Genomic DNA, 17,441 nt, shown 5'->3' with positions numbered 1-17,441 from the left:
ATCTGAAGATCTTTCGTCAAGTTGAAGTTCCGGGTTCGTTAGGACGGGCAATCCCGATCTTGCGATTTTGCAGGAATCGAGGAAATTTGAATCGAACCTGAAACAGCGAGAGTCACTTGAGATCCGCCGCAGACGATAACAATTAATGATCTCAATTACAAGCAAACATGCTCGATTGGATAAGCCATGAAACGACGATTACTGGGCACGCTCGGGTTCGATGTTTCGGCGATCGGTCTGGGCTGTTGGGGGATGTCCGGTGCTTACGGTCCAGCCAATGAGGAAGAGTCGGTGGCGACTCTCCGGCGTGCGGTCGACCTCGGCGTGAACCTCATCGATACCGCCGATTCTTACGGCGAGGATGGGCATAACGAGTTGCTCGTCGGTCGGGCATTGAAGGGCCGCCGACGAGAGTATGTCCTCGCGACCAAGACCGGATGGGTCAAGCGGGTTGGGCCGGATTGGATCTCATCTGTAGGGGTCGATGGGAGACCTGAGCGGATACAATCGGCCTGCGAGGCGAGTTTGAATCGCCTGGGAACCGACATGATTGACCTCTATTATCTGCACAGGATCGATCCCGACGTGCCCGTCGAGGAGTCGATCGGGGCCATGTCACGCTTGGTTACAGCCGGGAAAGTTCGGTCCGTAGGACTATCCGAGGTCTCGGAGTCCACTCTTAGACGGGCTCATGCGGTCCATCCCATCGCCGCGCTTCAATCCGAGTACTCTCTTTGGACCCGTGAACCTGAGACGAACGTCATCCCGGCCTGTCGGGAGTTGGGGATTGCATTCCTGCCCTTCAGCCCTCTGGGTCGAGGTTTCCTAACAGGGGTCTTGACGGGTCGTCAAGGAATTACATCGGCAGACTGGCGGGCGAACAATCCCCGGTTTACCGAGGACAACCTCTCTCGCAATCTGCCACTCCTCCGACCAATCGAGGAGATTAGCCGCACCCATGGAGCAACCCTAGCTCAGATTGCTCTAGCCTGGCTCCTCTCCCGAGGCGATCAGGTGATCCCGATCCCCGGAATGAAGAGACGAACTCACCTCGATGAGAACCTTGGCGCGCTTGAGATCCGATTGGACCCCGAGGAGATTGCGCGACTTGAAACCACATTCGGCCCAGGTGCAATTGCGGGCGAGAGGTATACTACCGAGGTAGCTCGTTGGGCCGGCCAGTAATTGGTATACGTCTTCGAGGAAGTTGTGATTGCTGGAGTATGATCAAACATGGATGGGAGACGGTTGTTCGAAGTCTCTTGACCTCATGCCGCTTGCAGGACCGATTCTCCACAGGAACAAGTCTTGAAGTGCTCGAGCTACAACTGACGGCGAGCGATGTGACCTCAAATTCAAGCGAAGAATTTGGTCGCATCAGAAAGCACGAGTAAGTCTATCTCGCTATAGTTGCTTTAAGAGGCGATCACTACTTAGGCAAGTTTGATAATTTGGTATTTGTTAACTGGAATTCATCAATAGAGTCGGTCGGCCTCAGCCTTTTGTCTGCGAATCCAACCTCTATATGACGAGACACCAGTCCTGTTCGCTCAATCAATCAACGTAAGATAGGATTCGAATGAGTGTGGCGTTGCTAGAATTATCCAACTCTAGAGACATAGCTTCCCGAGTTGGTGTGGGACACGTTATCAGCGGAGAGGGGGGGATTCGAACCCCCGAACGCGGTTTCCCACGTTAACGGTTTAGCAAACCGTCGCTTTCGACCACTCAGCCACCTCTCCAGTGGTCTTTGCCCAGACTAAAATGGATCCACTCCATTTCAACCCGGGTACGAATTCTACCAAACTTCGACCCAACTCGTCAACAGACACGCGACGTACTCTGGTTCTGAGGTTCTGAGGTTCTGAGGTTCTGAGTATTCCGTTCAGATCCTAGTTTTCAGCATCAGCTGTCTTACATTCGTCGAGGAACTAAGCCCCCTTCGCCTCTTCAGAATCTTCGTTATTACTAGAAAGGCATTTGAGTCGGTAAGTCGTTAAATGTCGAACAAAACGGCGAAGTACATAGTCGCTGGGCCAAGTATCGGATGTGGAATAACCAGCTTAAACTGTGGTTGAATTTAAAAAACGACACTTGCTCATCGGAGTGATGAGGACATGAATCGCAATTGGTCGAATATCGTCCGGCCTGACTCTTATTCGAGAGAATCAGGGTGTTCGCTGGAAAATGCGACTTGCTTGGGCTGACTCGACAAACATTACAGGTCAAACCACCGAAGCTCGAAGACGGCTGGCCCGAAGCAAGCGAGTCTCAAAAAAATGGAGAGTGTGCGAAGACCAACCCTGAATATGGAATGAAGACGGAATTAAAATTGGGGATCTAGGATTCGAACCTAGACTAACTGCTCCAGAGGCAGTCGTGCTACCGTTACACCAATCCCCAGTAGAATCCTGTCCAGGTTGAATTGCTGAACGGGAAAAGTGACTCACTTTTCGTTGTTCATGTCCAATCAATCCGTCTCAGATAGGGATAATACTAACGACCAGGCTCGGGTCTGGCAAGATTGCTCTTCTCGGTTGAGTGACTCTGGGAACCGTCGTCGCATTTTTTGGACTTTCGGTAGATCGAATGGGTCAACTGCTTCGAGTCCTGGAGCACTCTGGCCATTCCAAATCGTCACAAGAGAGAGTCGTTCTGATGGCTATCAAGTTGGCTCCGCCATTTCTTCGCAACTTTGGAGAGACCCTACTTGTTGGGCGAAGTCGAGTGCGGGACCTCAGCCGATTCAACAACACGGACTCGAAAAAGTGAAATGGTTCAAGGCACGATCGAAGTTCCATAGTCGCAACACCGGTCGACTTGCCAGCCCTCACCCTCTGGGCCCAGCAAGGAGCGATCTGAAAGGAAAATTAACCAGACAATCCGATCGAGCTTCGTCCTTCGGAAAATGGATATTGACTTCATCCTGCCTTATGAATTAAGCTGCTGCAGGTCAGGGGCGATTAGCTCAGTTGGCTAGAGCACCAGCTCGACACGCTGGGGGTCGCAGGTTCAAGTCCTGCATCGCCCACTCACTGAAGTTGTGCCATAACTAGCTTAGTTGGGGCACAATACAAGCTTAGACGTCAAGGTAGTCCTTACTACCTTGACGTCTTTTTTTGTTCTTCGGTTCAACATCGCTTGCTCTGCAGATTTTAGGGAAGGATGAATCGGCAGCGAGATTTGGGAGGAGCGAGTTAGTGGCTTGAATTGGTCCCGTCTTACCCAACTCCTTTTCGTATAAATGTTCGGGCCGCCTAAATCACCCTGATGGAGTGGCCCAAGGGCGAGCGTCCTGGGGTTGTATGGTTCCGGGACTTGATTATGATGCCCCGACTCACCGCGATGGTTCTCATTCATGAGTTCGATGTCGACACGGATGATTCGCGAGAGGCGGGGGGATTGGACCTCTCGCCGACGCTCTTCCTTCGGTTCCTATCGCCATGGATGGCGAGGTAGGGCTAAGGCTTATGCTAGGCGAGAGACCTACATCGCTAACTCGATTCCGGATGATTTCGATCGTTGCGATCGTCGCGATGACCGGATGCACTGGATTTCAAAGTTTCAAATTTCGCGGAACCACGGCTTCCAGTTTTCTTCGGACGATCGAAGAGAGTCGAGATCCCAATGAGCGTTTCATCGCTTATGACAGCCTATCCTCACCCCGATGTTTCGACGACGAGAACCAGAAGGCCAGGGCATCTCAGATCCTTGTCGAGAAGCTGCGTTCCGGAAAGGAACCGCATGCAACTCGCGCCGTGATCTGCCGGACGCTGGGTCAACTCCGACGTCCGGAGGCACGGGAGGCGATTCTCGGGCTGGTAGAAGACGAGGATAATCTGGTTCGCGCCGAAGCGTGCCGGGCCTTGGGATTGGTGGGTCGGACCGAGGATGCAACGGTCCTGGCTCGGGTGATGACGGTGGATGTGGCGGCCGAATGTCGGGTAGCCGCCATCGAAAGTCTTGGGGAACTCAAGGCGAAGGATCGGCGGATCAACGAATTTCTCGTCAACGGTATGGAGCACGAGGAACCCGCAATCCGTGTCGCCTCGATGAACGCCTTGAAGTCGATCACCGGCCGAGACCTTGGGGTGGATGCGATGGCATGGAAGAAATTCGTCGAAAGTCTCCCCGACGACCGGCCCTCCGTGGCCGTTCCAGCCCCTGACGCTACTCCGGCCTCGACTGACGGAGAAATCCGCTGAGTCCGGGAATCGTCACACCTGCGAGTCGACCGATGCTACCGACCTCGCCCCGTTTGGACCCCTGAGCACGAGTCGCGTGGTATTTTGAGCCCGTGACTTGCGATAATGAAGTGGTCCAGGTGAACCGGAATCGCTCGCCCCGTGTCGATCGGGGAATCGGGTCGGGGTCTGAGATCGGGTCGGCGCGAGGCTTCATGGATACGCACACGCTAGAACTGCTGGAATTCCACAAGGTCCGCGAGATCGTCTCATCTCAAGCGGCTTGTTCGCTCGGCAAGGAAGCCGCGCTTCGGATGGAGCCCAGCCTCGACCCGGGTGAGGTCCGCGATCGGCAGGCGTTGACCACCGAAATGGCGGACGCCCTTTCTTCGGGACTCAATCCCCCGTTCGGAGGGCTCCACGACATCCGAGGCATAGTCCGAAGAGCCCAGATCGGGGGCCTACTCGACCCCGAGGAACTCTCGAGCGTCGTCGAGTCGCTCAAGGCGATCGGCAACCTGGGCCAGTGGCTCGATAAGGTGGGAGACGAGTTTCCCAGGCTAGGCGGGATGAGGCGAGAGATCGGGTCGTTCGAAGGCGTGTCGAACGCGATCGAATCCTGCATCGATGAGCGGGGTAGGATCCTGGACACCGCGAGTCGACGACTCTCGGCCCTCCGTCGAGAGATGGGCCAGGTTGAGGAGCAGATCAAGGAAACCCTGACGAGGCTGCTCCGCTCGAATGAGATCAAGCGGATCTTGCGTTACCCAAATTTTACGATGGTCGGCCATCATTACGTCCTGCCGATCGCCAAGGAACATCGAGGCGAGATCCAGGGCTCGGTCCATCGGACGAGCGCGAGCAACGAGACGGTCTACGTCGAACCCCAGGCGATCGCCGAGCAATCGGCCCAACTCTCGTTCCTCCGCTCCAAAGAAGCCAAGGAGATCCGGCGGATTCTCCGATGGTTGAGTGCCCAGGTTGGTCAGGTAGCCGACTCGCTCCTCGGGACCCTGGAAACCCTGGCCGAACTCGACCTCATCTATGCTCGGGGTCGTTACAGTCTGGACTACCGATTGACTCCCCCCGACTTCAATCAAGAAGGGAAGCTTCATCTTCGAGGGGCTCGACATCCGCTGCTCGAAGCTCTCTTTCGAGCGGATTCGAGAAAGCGATCGGTCCCCACTTCAAAAACGGTGGCTGGGGGATCATTCCAGTCATCCGTGATCGAGGAAGGCATCCTCAATGAAGGAAATCCGGCGACTGAAACTGATGCCAATTCGGCTCGCATATCCAACGATGATGCCGAGGTGAGGTCAGTCGTCCCGATCGACGTTCATCTGGGATTCGAGTTTCGCATGCTGGTCGTCACCGGGCCGAACACCGGTGGAAAAACCGTCGCCCTGAAGACGGTCGGTCTCCTGGCGATCATGGCGCAGGCCGGGCTCCACATTCCGGCGAATCAGGGCTCGCAACTGCCGATCTTCGACGATGTCCTGGCGGATATCGGCGATGAGCAAAGCCTGGAGCAGTCGCTCTCGACCTTCTCATCTCATATACGACGGGTCTCCTCGATCTTCGGCAAGGCAACCGAGAGATCATTGATCCTGATGGACGAGATGGGGGCCGGGACCGATCCCGCCGAAGGTGCCGCGCTCGGTCGAGCGATCCTTGACGAAGTCGACTCGGTCGGCAGTCTGGCGATCGTGACCACTCACATCGGCGACCTGAAGACTTACGCCTTCACCAACCCTCGGGCCGAGAACGCAGCCGTCGAGTTCGATCTGGAAACGCTCCGGCCTCGATACCGACTCCACATCGGCGATATCGGCCAGTCCAACGCCTTGCAGATCGCTCGTCGGTTGCATCTTCCCGAACATCTCGTGGCCAGGGCCTCGAAGTATCTGGAGGAGGGGCAGGGGGGGCATCATCCCGAGCTGGCGATTGTCCAGAAGCTTCGGAAAGATGCTGAAGATGCCCGGCAGGGGGCTCTCGCCGCGCAGGCCGAGGCCGACCGGAGCCGCGAGGCCCTAAATCAGCGGCTCGGCGATCTCCAACGCCAAGCCGAAAACGATGCGAGGATGGTCGAGGCCCGGGCCAGGCTCCAGCCCGGTGATCGCGTCGTGGTCCCTCGTTTTGGCTACGACCGTCCGGGCCGAGTGGTCAAGCTCGACCCGAGGAAGAAGTCGGCGACGGTCTCCATCGGCATGATGAAGTGGGATGTGCCGATCGCCGAGTTGATCCCGCAGATGATCCGTCAGCCCGAAGTCCCCGGGTCGAAGGACAAATCGAACCTGGTCGGGACCAAACCGGGGCAGCGATTGGAAGACTTCGCCGAGGAGTCCTGATCCGCGCGGATGCTGATCAGTCCCTTTCGGTTTCAAGGGGCGGAGGCAGGGGCGCGAGAAACCAAGACAACCGATTCCGAACCTGCGGATCGAGGAATGCCTCAATCTCGGGCGGAATTCCGCTCGAACCCATCGGTGGCATAAATGTCACGCTCGTTATCGCAGTCCCCTCGAATTCGAAGCGTAACGTGCCGAGAGGTCGATGATAACGGACCCATTCGGGAATCAGTCCAAACTGAGGATGATCTCCGCCGCCGATCGCGTCCGGTTTGCCGAACGTTCGGAGGATATCTTCCTTGCGTGAACCGGCGTTAAGCTGATCGATGCCCGAATGGTGGAAGATCTGAAGAGCAACCGGCCAGCGGACGGTCTTGTTCGAATAGGCCATTTCGCTGAGTGTGACAGAATCAGGGACAATTTCCGGGGCCGAGGAGTCGAAGGTCGTCTCGAATCCGAAATCGGCCATCTCGTGGATCTCTGAGCGGAAGCAGCCATAAACCTCCCAGTTGGCGTCGAATTCGTCTTGATGACCGGCGAGGTATTCGAGGACAGGCTCGATCTCCGACCAGAGAGGGCGGATCATTTCGGAATCATGTTCCGCTTTGAATCGGATCAGCGAGACGAAACCACTCGGGGCATCTGGCCCGACCTCTGTAGGGTTGGATAAAAAATAAGCGATATATGCCTTAAGGTAAAAACCGAAAACTCCCGCCGGCATATACATCAGGTCTTCCTGATGCGAAAGGGTGTTGTCACCGAACATCCTAACGGCCTCGTCAAAAGATTTGCCGTGGAAGTTCTTGTAGGCGCAGGCTGCGTCGAGGTCATCGGGATGGAATTGCCAATCGGCCTCGGTCGGGATTTCCATCCGATTCTCATCCCTTCTCGACCTTCAGATAGACCACTCCCAGCGGGGGGAGTTTGAGCGAGAGGTGATATGGCCGACCGCCCCAGGCGTGAGGATGGGCCCAGGTTCCGCCGTAATTGCCGACGTTCGAGCCGCCGTAGCATTCGGAATCGGTGTTGAGCAGCTCTCGATAGAACCCGCCCACCGGCACGCCGATCCGGTAGGGCTCGCGGACGACGGGCGTGAAGTTACAGATGACCACGACGCAGTCGTCGGGATTCTTGCCCCTTCGGAGGAAGGCGAGGACGCTATTTTCCCAGTCGTGAAGTTCGAGCCACTCGAACCCTTGCCAGTCGAAGTCGACTTGGTGGAGGGCAGGTTCGGACTTGTAGAGGACGTTCAGATCGGAGATCAGTTGCTTGATCCCCTGGTGGTCTCGCCAATTGAGAAGGTGCCAGTCGACCGAATGATCGTGCGTCCACTCGCGCCACTGGGCGATTTCATCCCCCATGAAGAGGAGCTTCTTGCCGGGGTGTCCAAACATATAGCCGTAGAGCAGGCGAAGGTTGGCGAACTTCTGCCAGAGGTCGCCGGGCATCTTGTCGATCAGCGAACCTTTCCCGTGGACCACCTCATCGTGCGAGAGCGGGAGGATGAAGTTCTCGTGGAAGGCGTAGATCAGGCTGAAGCTGAGCTGCCCGTGGTCGTACTTCCGGTGAATGGGGTCGTTCTGGAAGTAACGGAGAGTGTCATTCATCCACCCCATATTCCACTTCATGCTGAAGCCAAGCCCACCCAGGTAGGTGGGCCGGGAGACGCCCGCGAAGCTGGTCGACTCCTCGGCGGCGGTGATGATCCCGGGATGTTCCTGGTGGCAGATCTCGTTGAATTTCTTGAGGAAGTCGATGGCTTCCAGGTTCTCGTTGCCGCCGAACACGTTGGGAACCCATTCCCCGGGCTTCCTCGAATAGTCGAGGTAGAGCATCGAGGCCACGGCGTCGACTCTCAGGCCGTCGATGTGGTAGCGTTCGAGCCAGAAGAGGGCATTGCCCAGGAGGAAGTTGCGGACCTCGGCCCGGCCGTAATTGAAGATCTTGGTGCCCCAGTCCTGGTGCTCGCCAAGTCGGGGGTCTTCGTGTTCGTAGAGGTGAGTCCCATCGAAGAAGCCAAGGCCGTGAATATCGCGCGGGAAGTGACCGGGTACCCAGTCGACGATGACGCCGATGCCGTTCTGATGAAGGGTGTCGACAAAGTAGGCGAAGTCATCGGGGGTGCCGTGTCTTGAGGTTGGGGCGAAGTATCCGACGGGCTGGTATCCCCAGCTTCCGTCGAAGGGATGCTCGTTGATCGGCATCAATTCGACGTGCGTGAATCCCGTCTCGGCCAGGTAGTTGACGAGGGCATCTGCCAGTTCTCGGTAGGTCAGGTAGCGGTCGCCCTCCTCCACCTTTCGTTGCCAGGAACCGAGATGAACCTCGTAAATGGAGATCGGGGCGTCGAGGGCCTGACGGGCTCCTCGTGTTTCCATCCAGTCGCGGTCGTGCCAGTCGAATTTCATCACGTCCCAGACGACTGAGGCGGTCTTGGGGCGAAGCTCGGCCGAGAAGCCGTAAGGATCGGCCTTCTCGACCAGGTAACCGTTGACCCGGCTCTTGATCTCGAACTTGTAGACCTCGCCCTGGGTCAGACTGGGTATGAATATCTCCCAGATCCCGCCCGAGCAACTCCTCATCGGGTTCCTTCGCCCGTCCCAATGATTGAAGTTGCCGACCACGCTCACCCTCAAGGCATTCGGGGCCCAGACGGCGAAGTGGACTCCCTTGACCCCCTGGTGGGTCTTCAGGTGGGCCCCTAACTTCTCGTAACTCTTGTAATGGGTACCTTCGCCCAGCAGGTGAAGGTCGAATTCGGTCAGGACCGGGCCGAATTGGTAAGGATCCTCGATCTCCCAGGTGTGCCCTTGGTGGTTCTCGATCCCCAGCCGATACGGTGTTGGGCCTGGTACAATGGCCTCGAAGAATCCATCGGGATGAATTCGGTCGAGGGGTTTTCGAGCATCATCCTGCCCCTTTCGGGGCATCACCAACCAGGCATTTTTCGCCTCGGGAAGGAAGGCCCGGATGGCCCGAGCGGGCTTCCCATCGAGTTCGACCTCGTGCGAACCCAGGACCGAGAAGGGATCCCAGAAATTGGCGTGAATCAGGTGTTCCACGACCTCCCGCGAAACGGTGGGCCTACGATCAGTTGAGGAGGGCATGGTATTCGTTCCACTCGTTCGTGACATTTGTCCGGGCTCGATCGCGAGGCGCCCTTCTCGGCGCATGGAATTTTCAGCGGGTGCAACCAGCGTGCCTTTTCCTACTTGGTGTTCAGATTTCCGGAGTCGGACGGGTCTAGGACCGGTGGAGGAATCACGACTTAAGGCTGTCTCCACCTGGCGACTCGATCTTCTCGGAAAGCTTGATTTCCCAGGTGCGCCGCGGCGGCTGAGGCGACACCCGCCTCGGCGGGGCAGGAGGGTTTGTTCCTGGAACGAATCGCCCCGAGCCAGTCGGCCAGGTGAAGGGTCTCGCCATCGGGCTTGTCGTAGAAGTCGAGCCCTCGGCGAGGATCGGAACCCAGGATCAGGGATTCCACCTCGCCCTTTCCTCGTTCCGAGTAAATGATATAGCCGCCTCGATCGATCCAGATCGAGCCTTCTGTTCCCAGGAACTCGATCCTCGCCGCGTTCCTGGCGTTCGAGAACGTCCCCTCGAAATGGGCCTGGACCCCACCCGGATAGGACAGGAGACATTGGATGGTGTCTGGCGTTTCCCAGACTCCCTTGCCGGCGAATTCCACTCCGAACGTCGTCGCCTTTTCGGGTCGGTCCAAACCGAGAATCCACTGCCCGACATCGATCCAGTGGACCATCAGATCGGTCAGGATGCCCCCACCGAAGTCCCAGAACCAGCGCCAGTTTCGAAATCGGTATTCGTCGAATGGCTGATCGCGAGCCGATCCCAGAAAGTCCTTCCAAGCGACCTGATTCGGATCCACCTTCTGGGAAGTTCGCGCGAACCGATCGCCTGTATTCCGATTCCAGCTCAAGGCCAGCTTGAAGACCTTGCCGATCTTTCCCGAACGAATCAACTCGCTCGCCCGGACGATATGAGGCATGCTCCGCTGTTGCTGGCCGACTTGAACGACCCGCTTATGACGATCCTGGGCCTCGATCAGACGTTCTCCTTCGGCCGGTTCGTGGGTAACGGGTTTCTCGACGTAAACATCCTTGCCCGCCGAGCAAGCGTCGATCGTCATCGGGACGTGCCAGTGGTCTGGACTGCCGATCAAGACGGCATCCACATCCTTCCGGTCGAGGACTTCACGGTAATGTTTGGTGGAGAATGCCTGGGGATCGGCCAGCTTTCGACCCTCGGCCAGCGCGGAATCCCAGACGTCGGCAACGGCGACCATTCGAACACCCGGCAGGTTGCCCAATGACTTCATCAGGGTCCGGCACCGCCCCCCGGTCCCCAGGCAACCCACGGTAATCGTGTTGTTCGCGAGGAAGCCTCGAGCTGACTCGGTTGATCCCGCCAGGATCGCTCCAGCTCCCGCCAGGCCCATCGACTCCAGGAAGCCGCGTCTGGACTCACCAGAGGCACGCATGATCCCGTTCCCCTTCGATCTCATGGATGATTCGTGAGGCGACCCGAGGTCCGATCCTAACCCGGCTAGGACCTCGACGCCACCGACTCGACTTCTCACCCCTGCTGGAAATCCCGATGATGGTCGATTTTGTTTCCTGGGACCGGAGTAGGGTCGACTCATGCCCGATCTCGAAAATGCTCGCCGAGTCCTTCGCGATGTCATGCAACATCCCGGCTTTCGCGAGGGTCAAGCAGAAGTCATCGGGCGATTGCTGGAGGGACGCTCGGTCCTGGCGATCTTCCCGACCGGCGGTGGAAAAAGTCTCTGCTATCAGCTTCCCGCACTCCTGTTCGACGGACTGACAATCGTCGTCTCGCCGCTCATTGCGCTAATGAAGGATCAAGTCGATGCCCTGGCCCGTCAGGGAATCCTGGCCACACGACTTGATTCCAGCCAGAGCGTCGAAGAGACTCGGCAGGCCTACGAAAACGTCCGATCGGGCCGCACTCGACTCCTCTACGTGGCTCCCGAGCGACTGGGGAGTGAGCGCTTCCTCCGGTCCCTCGGCGGTCGAAAGATCGCGATGGTTGCCATAGACGAGGCGCACTGCATCAGCGAGTGGGGACACAACTTTCGACCCGAGTACATGAAGCTCGCAGCTTTGGCCACGAAGCTCCAGGCTGGGCGAGTCCTGGCACTGACGGCGACGGCCACTCCTTCAATCGCCATCGACATCGCGAGAGCCTTCCGGATCGATGACGCCGATGTGGTCCGCTCCAACTTCCATCGGCCGAATCTGGAACTTCACGCCTCTCCGTGCTGCCTCGAGGATCGCCGAAGCCTATTGCTGGCCCGCCTCCGATCCGCTCGGCCTGTCCCGACGATCGTTTATGTGACTCAACAGAAGACGGCCGAGGAACTTGCCCAATTCTTGACCAGAGAAGGATTCGCGGCCGAGGCCTATCACGCCGGGCTCGGCCCCGAGCGCAGGGTAGAGGTCCAGGAGCGGTTCATGGGCCCGGAAGCCGGGATTGTGGTGGCAACGATCGCTTTCGGCATGGGGATCGACAAGGCCGATATCCGGGCCGTCTATCATTACAACCTGCCCAAGAGCCTCGAAAATTACGCCCAGGAGATCGGCCGGGCCGGTCGCGATGGCCAACCCGCCCATTGCGAGTTGTTCGCTTGCTCCGAGGACGTGACGACCCTGGAAAACTTCACCTACGGGGACACTCCGACGATTGAATCCACAAACGGATTCCTGAAGGATATCCTCAGCCGGGGCCCTCGATTTGAGATCTCGATTTACGACCTTTCGTTCGACCACGACATCCGGCAAATCGTGATCGAGACCATCCTGACTTACCTGGAAATGGATGGAATTCTGGAGGGAACGGGAACCACTTACGCCGAGTATAAATTTAGGCCGATCCAACCCATCGAAGCGATCCTCTCAGGACCGAGAGGCCCGACCTACCGATCGCTGAACGTCCGAGCGAAGGCCGGTCGGATCTGGTACTCGATCGATTTGAAAGAGCCTGGACCCGAGCGATTGGAGGTCGCCGGACTTTTGGCCGAGCTCGAACTGAGCGGAGATATCGAGGTTCAGGCGAAGGGGATCCGCCGAGGCTATCGATGGCTTGAGTTAGATCCCGATGTGGATCGCATCTGTCGGGAAATCAGTCAGCGATTCTTGCTACAGGAGCGCCGGAACGTCGAGCGAGTCCGTCAAGTCACGGAGTTCGCTTCGCTCCCTGGATGTCTGACAAGGCATCTCCTGGATTACTTCGGACAGGCGATGTCGACGGTCTGTGGGCATTGCAGCCGATGTTTGAGTGGGATTCCGCCGGTGGTCGAGGCGATACTTCCCCGGAGCCTCGACGAGGAAGCACGGACTATTCTGAGCGAACTCAGAGGCTCGCGTTTCCACGCCCTGGCCAGCCCTCGTCAGGAGGCCAGGTTCCTTTGTGGCATAACATCACCCGCCACGACGAAAGCCAGATTGGGGAAACACCCGATATTCGGCGTACTCGCGGACATCCCCTTCGAGCGGGTTCTGGCATTCGTCGAGGGCAGGATTTCGTAGGGAAGTGGATTTCCCTGCGAGATCCCGATCGCGATCAGATCGAGTCGAGCCGTCCCGTCGAGTCGCCGAAGCGTTCGAGACCCTGGATCCCGAAGCGGTCGGCCATCCCCAGGAAGAGGTTCGACATCGGGGTACCTCGGGTCTTGACGTACCGTCCGGAGTCGAGGGTTCCTCCGCCGGAACCTGCCAGGATGACCGGCAGGTTGTCGTGATTATGGCGATTCCCGTCGCCGTTGCCGCATCCATAGACGATCATCGAATTGTGGAGGATCGATTGGCCGTCGACATCCTTGGTCTCTTCGAGTTTCTGCAGGAAGCGTGCGTACTCTTCCATGTAGAAAAGGTCGATCCGGCCATACTTCTCGAGCGAGGCGGCCTTGCCCTGGTGGTGTGATAGGGAGTGGTGGCCTTCGGGGATCCCGATCTCGGGGAAGGCCCGGTTGCTCCCGTCGTGAGCCAGGATCAGGGTCGCGATCCGGGTCGAGTCGGTCTGGAAGGCCAGGACCAGCATGTCGGTCATGATTCGGATGTGGTCTCGGTAGACCGCAGGGATACCCGGGGGAGTTTCGCCGCCGGGGTCGGGGCTGGCCTCCAGCTTCTCGGCCTGCTCGATCCGACCTTCGATCTCGCGAACTCCGGTGAGGTACTCATCCAACTTGTCGCGATCGCGTGAGGCGAGTTGCCCCTGGAGTTCGCGAGCGTCCTCCAGGACGAAGTCGAGGATCGATTTCTGCTGCTGCTGCCGGATCGCGTAATTTTTCTGCCGTTCTCCGGCGGCTCCCGCTCCGAAAAGCCGCTCGAAGACCATCCGGGGATTGGGTTCGGGGGCCATCGGGGTATTGGGCGTCCGCCACGACATGTTCCAGTCGTAGGCGCAGGAGTATCCCGTGTCACATGGCCCCGATTTTCGGACACCGTCGCAGGTCAACTCGAGTGACGGGAAACGGGTGAGGTGGCCGATCTTCCGGGCGACGAGCTGATCAATCGAGACGCCGGCCTGGATATCGGCCCCGGAAGTCTTCTTGATCCGAACGCCAGTCAGGAATGTGCTGCTCGCCCGAGCATGGTCGCCGCCGCCATCGCGACCCGCCGTGGCGTTGAGGTGATCGAGGCCACCGAGGACCTGAACCCGGTGCCTGAGGCTCTCCAGCGGGGCCATCGTCTTGTTGAAAGTGAAATCGCGATCCTGACCCTCGGGCCACCAGAGTTTCTGGTTGGCTCCATTCGGGAAGTAAAGGAAGGCCATCCTCAACGGTGCGCCGCTGGCAGTCGTTCCGAGGCCGCCGGTCGCCCCGGCCACGGCCGCATTGATTCCTCGGGGTAGGAGTGAATCGAGGGCGGGCAACGCGACCGCGGCCCCTAGCCCCTTGAGGAACCGACGACGGCTGGCCGTCAGGCGGGCCTGATGGGCGATCGACTCGCTCTGGAGGTCGGTCCGCGTCATGGATTCGATTCCTTGGGGTTAGGATTTAGTTCCGGTCCGGTGGCCTTCGCAGCAATCGATCCCGACACTTCCCGTCTCATCTGGAACGGAGCCGACTCGATGACTCCCATCAGGAGACTCGAGAACTTGCCTCCCTCTCGATCGATCTTCTCGACGATCGAGTCGATGCTCTCGACATCTTGATATTCGATCCCACGTCCGAGGGCGTAGGTCAACAGCTTTTCGGTCAGGCAGCGATAGAAGTCGAGCCGGTGCTCCGTCTTGAGGATCGTCTTGAGTTCTCGAGCATCCTGGAATGTTCGACCGGTGACCAGCCGGCCCGAAGCATCGATCGGCTGCTTTCGCTCGGTCGTTCGATACATGCCCAGGGCATTGTAGTTCTCCAGGGCCAACCCGAGCGGGTCCATTCGCTTGTGGCATGAGGCACAGAGTGGATCGGCCCGATGGACCTCCATGACCTCTCGCATCGTCGGCTGACGCCCCTCGATTCCTCGAATCGTGTCTTCCAGCGAAGGGATGTCCGGCGGAGGGGGTGGGGTGGGGGTTCCCAGGATGTTCTCAAGGATGAATTGCCCACGCTTGACCGGAGAGGTTCGAGTGGGATTCGAGGTGATCATCAGGACCCCGGCCTGGGTCAGGAGCCCTCCCCGAGGACTCCCTTCGGGCAAGTTGACCTTCCGAATTTCTCGACCGTTCACGCCGGGAATCTCGTAGTGCTTCGCGAGGGACTCGTTGACGAACGTGTAGTCGCTATCCAGCAATTCCAGGATGGGCCGATCTTCCTTCAAAACATACGCAAAATAGGCTTCCGTCTCCTCGTTCATGGATCGCCGAGTGATCTCGAAATCGCGTTCGGTCTCCTTGGAGTAGGTCAAACCCTCGCGACGTGCCACTGTCCGGAACTGGATCGGGAAGTGGTCAAAATCGCGGACCTGGAGCCACTGGCCGACGAAGTCGCGAACCAGCGCCGTGGCCTTCGGATCGGCCAGCATCCTCTTGATCTGAAGGTCGAGATTCTGACGGAGCTGGCCTTGTCCGGCAGTGGCCAGAAGTTCGTCATCGGGCGTCGATGACCAGAGGAAATAGGAGAGTCGGGTTGCCAGCGAAAGTTCATCGATCCTGGCGAATCCATGCGAAGTACGGGCGGCTTCGGAGTTCTCGAAGCGAAAGAGGAATCGCGGAGAGGCCAGGATCGCGACCATCGCCCGGGAGATCCCTTGCTGTGTGGTAATCCCGGGCAACTGGTAGGCTTCCTGAGCGATCGCGACGAGGCGTTCGAGCGTTCGTTCGTCGACGGGTCGTCGAAACGCACGTGAAGCGAATCGTCTCAGGGAATCGCGAGCGTATTCTCGGCGACCCTCCGCCATTTCCGGAGCATCACCATCGAAGAAAAGATCGTAACGAGGAGGTCGGGCCCACTCGGAGGGATCGGTCGGGCCAACGACCTCGACGGAGTTGATCCGAAGATCGACGAAGTTTTCTCGCTTTTCGACCGGGACCAGGGGCGCGACCTCGAAGGTCAACGTATTATTGCCCGGTACCAGGGTCTCATCGAACTCGTATCGGAACTTCTTCCCGGAATCCCAGCCCACATCTTCCCGGAGCAGTTCGCGACCATTGAATAGGAACCTGACGGTCGCCCGGCCTGGGTCGAAGTCGAAGTCTGCTCTGATTCCAAGGTCCAGAATGATCCGGTGGTGACCCCCCTTGGGCGAATCGAACGTGCTGGAGACCTCTTTCGCCTCATAAAGGCTCAGCCTCTCCCCGTCCCCTCGACCTTCCCTCGGTTTGAACTCCCGACCCGGAATATTTCGGGACTGAACTATCCTCCCGACGGTCGGGACTGCGGAAGTCACGATCGACTCTGCTGCCTGCATGTACTTTTCGAGAAGCAGCGGCGAGATCGACAGGACGTCGGCGATCGTGTCGAAGCCATATCCCGTGTCATCGGCGGGAAACTCTTCATCGGCCCGAAAGTCGATCCCCATCAGGTCGCGGATGGTGTTGCGATACTCGACCCGATTCAGGCGGCGTAATGTGACTCTTCCCGGGTCGGGATCGGCCGGGTCGAGCCCGAACGCTTTCCGCTTGATCCAGGTTTCCAGCGTCGCCAGTGCCTCGGCCGAGGGTCGCGGCCGATCGGACGGTGGCATCAAACCGGCCCGGATATTCTTGAGGACGTCGTACCAGAGTTCCGGTCGAGCCAGTAACGACTCGTCCGTCTCGAACTCGTCCAGGGTCACTCCCCCCTTCTTGATCCCGACCCCGTGACATCCGTAACAATGATCGGCGAGAATCGGCTCGACAGACTCTCGAAACGATTCACCGACAGATGGCTCGGCAGGATAGGCGGAACCGAGTAATGCCAGCGAAAGAATTATCAATACAAGGGAAGACCAGACTCGAGTTAGCTTGATCCGAGTGAGGGCTCGCCCCGACGAGGGCAGTCGTCCTGGACTACAATTCATCGGATTTGTCTTTCGCTACCGGGCCAGGGCGGGGATCAGGCGGGAGTGATGGATTTCATCCTTTAATATTATAGCGACGTTTCGCCATCCAATGTCCAGGATAAATCGACGGACCGGCCCCTCGCCCCAATCCATGCTACTGAGACGGCCTTCCGAGGTCATTTCAAGTCACCGAAATTTCGGAGTTTTATTCGGCGGTAACCAGCCATTTATTTCTTGGGTGACCTGACGCGGTTCATGGCCATGAGATTGAGTTCAAACACCAACGTCGGAGGCGATAATCGTGGTCTCGTCGTAATTTGTTAAATGCAATAAGGATAGATCGAGTGAGCGTGTCGTTGGGATTTCCCACTTCCGGCAATTCTGGTTGGAGGATTTTGTGATCGCTCGGCGTCGAGTTGTGAAAGGATCGGCGGCCCTCTCATTCGGGC

General features: G+C 58.1%; 9 protein-coding genes and 3 tRNA genes. 5 read left to right on the top strand and 7 right to left on the bottom strand.

Features of this window, described 5'->3' with window-relative positions:
* The first annotated feature begins 186 nt into the window (after positions 1 to 186).
* A complete protein-coding gene (locus tag P12x_RS21340) occupies positions 187 to 1,185 on the top strand; it encodes an aldo/keto reductase (RefSeq protein WP_435006790.1) in 999 nt (332 codons plus the stop codon).
* Positions 1,186 to 1,653: 468 nt separating this feature from the next.
* Here the strand turns inward: P12x_RS21340 and P12x_RS21335 are convergent.
* Together P12x_RS21335 and P12x_RS21330 are read right to left on the bottom strand one after the other, a co-directional pair.
* A tRNA-Ser gene (locus P12x_RS21335) sits at positions 1,654 to 1,742 on the bottom strand.
* 590 nt (positions 1,743 to 2,332) lie between these two features.
* Positions 2,333 to 2,403 (bottom strand) — tRNA-Gln (locus tag P12x_RS21330).
* A gap of 554 nt (positions 2,404 to 2,957) precedes the next feature.
* On the opposite strand from P12x_RS21330, the gene P12x_RS21325 reads away from it, so the two are divergent.
* The 3 genes from P12x_RS21325 (at position 2,958) to P12x_RS21315 (ending at position 6,532) form a co-directional block, all read left to right on the top strand.
* Positions 2,958 to 3,031, top strand: a tRNA-Val gene (locus tag P12x_RS21325).
* A gap of 478 nt (positions 3,032 to 3,509) precedes the next feature.
* Positions 3,510 to 4,205 (top strand): HEAT repeat domain-containing protein, encoded by a 696-nt coding sequence (locus P12x_RS21320; protein ID WP_435006789.1) that lies wholly within the window; start codon positions 3,510 to 3,512, stop codon positions 4,203 to 4,205.
* 194 nt (positions 4,206 to 4,399) lie between these two features.
* On the top strand, positions 4,400 to 6,532 hold the full coding sequence (locus tag P12x_RS21315; protein WP_435006787.1) for an endonuclease MutS2: 2,133 nt from the start codon (positions 4,400 to 4,402) through the stop codon (positions 6,530 to 6,532).
* 16 nt (positions 6,533 to 6,548) lie between these two features.
* Here the strand turns inward: P12x_RS21315 and P12x_RS21310 are convergent, their stop codons facing one another.
* From P12x_RS21310 to P12x_RS21300, 3 genes are all read right to left on the bottom strand, one after another.
* Positions 6,549 to 7,400, bottom strand: a complete 852-nt coding sequence (locus P12x_RS21310) for a hypothetical protein (RefSeq protein ID WP_435006786.1) — start codon at positions 7,398 to 7,400, stop codon at positions 6,549 to 6,551.
* Between the two features lie 7 nt (positions 7,401 to 7,407).
* On the bottom strand, positions 7,408 to 9,636 hold the full coding sequence (gene glgB, locus P12x_RS21305; protein WP_435006784.1) for a 1,4-alpha-glucan branching protein GlgB: 2,229 nt from the start codon (positions 9,634 to 9,636) through the stop codon (positions 7,408 to 7,410).
* A 161-nt stretch (positions 9,637 to 9,797) separates the two neighbouring features.
* The gene (locus P12x_RS21300) at positions 9,798 to 11,030 is read right to left on the bottom strand and encodes a Gfo/Idh/MocA family protein (RefSeq protein ID WP_435006782.1); all 1,233 of its coding nucleotides are present in this window, start codon (positions 11,028 to 11,030) and stop codon (positions 9,798 to 9,800) included.
* A 160-nt stretch (positions 11,031 to 11,190) separates the two neighbouring features.
* Between P12x_RS21300 and P12x_RS21295 the strand changes: the two genes are divergently transcribed.
* A complete protein-coding gene (locus P12x_RS21295; protein ID WP_435006780.1) occupies positions 11,191 to 13,098 on the top strand; it encodes a RecQ family ATP-dependent DNA helicase in 1,908 nt (635 codons plus the stop codon).
* A gap of 34 nt (positions 13,099 to 13,132) precedes the next feature.
* On the opposite strand, the gene P12x_RS21290 is transcribed toward P12x_RS21295, so the two are convergent.
* Both P12x_RS21290 and P12x_RS21285 read right to left on the bottom strand, forming a co-directional pair.
* A complete protein-coding gene (locus P12x_RS21290) occupies positions 13,133 to 14,542 on the bottom strand; it encodes a DUF1552 domain-containing protein (protein WP_435006778.1) in 1,410 nt (469 codons plus the stop codon).
* Positions 14,539 to 17,010 (bottom strand): DUF1592 domain-containing protein, encoded by a 2,472-nt coding sequence (locus tag P12x_RS21285; RefSeq protein ID WP_435006776.1) that lies wholly within the window; start codon positions 17,008 to 17,010, stop codon positions 14,539 to 14,541. Before P12x_RS21285 ends, P12x_RS21290 begins: the two co-directional genes overlap by 4 nt.
* Positions 17,011 to 17,441: the final 431 nt, after the last annotated feature.

It is taken from the genome of Tundrisphaera lichenicola, from assembly GCF_051175385.1.
Classification (GTDB): Bacteria; Planctomycetota; Planctomycetia; order Isosphaerales; family Isosphaeraceae; genus Tundrisphaera; species Tundrisphaera lichenicola.
This window is presented reverse-complemented; position numbering and strand designations above follow the sequence as displayed.

What these genes read in the sequence shown, in the direction of transcription:
- glgB (WP_435006784.1), bottom strand. Translation starts at nt 9,636, where the DNA reads ATGCCCTCCTCAACTGATCGTAGGCCCACCGTTTCGCGGGAGGTCGTG.
- P12x_RS21295 (WP_435006780.1), top strand. Translation starts at nt 11,191, where the DNA reads ATGCCCGATCTCGAAAATGCTCGCCGAGTCCTTCGCGATGTCATGCAA.
- P12x_RS21290 (WP_435006778.1), bottom strand. Translation starts at nt 14,542, where the DNA reads ATGACGCGGACCGACCTCCAGAGCGAGTCGATCGCCCATCAGGCCCGC.
- P12x_RS21320 (WP_435006789.1), top strand. Translation starts at nt 3,510, where the DNA reads ATGATTTCGATCGTTGCGATCGTCGCGATGACCGGATGCACTGGATTT.
- P12x_RS21285 (WP_435006776.1), bottom strand. Translation starts at nt 17,010, where the DNA reads ATGAATTGTAGTCCAGGACGACTGCCCTCGTCGGGGCGAGCCCTCACT.
- P12x_RS21300 (WP_435006782.1), bottom strand. Translation starts at nt 11,030, where the DNA reads ATGCGTGCCTCTGGTGAGTCCAGACGCGGCTTCCTGGAGTCGATGGGC.
- P12x_RS21340 (WP_435006790.1), top strand. Translation starts at nt 187, where the DNA reads ATGAAACGACGATTACTGGGCACGCTCGGGTTCGATGTTTCGGCGATC.
- P12x_RS21315 (WP_435006787.1), top strand. Translation starts at nt 4,400, where the DNA reads ATGGATACGCACACGCTAGAACTGCTGGAATTCCACAAGGTCCGCGAG.
- P12x_RS21310 (WP_435006786.1), bottom strand. Translation starts at nt 7,400, where the DNA reads ATGGAAATCCCGACCGAGGCCGATTGGCAATTCCATCCCGATGACCTC.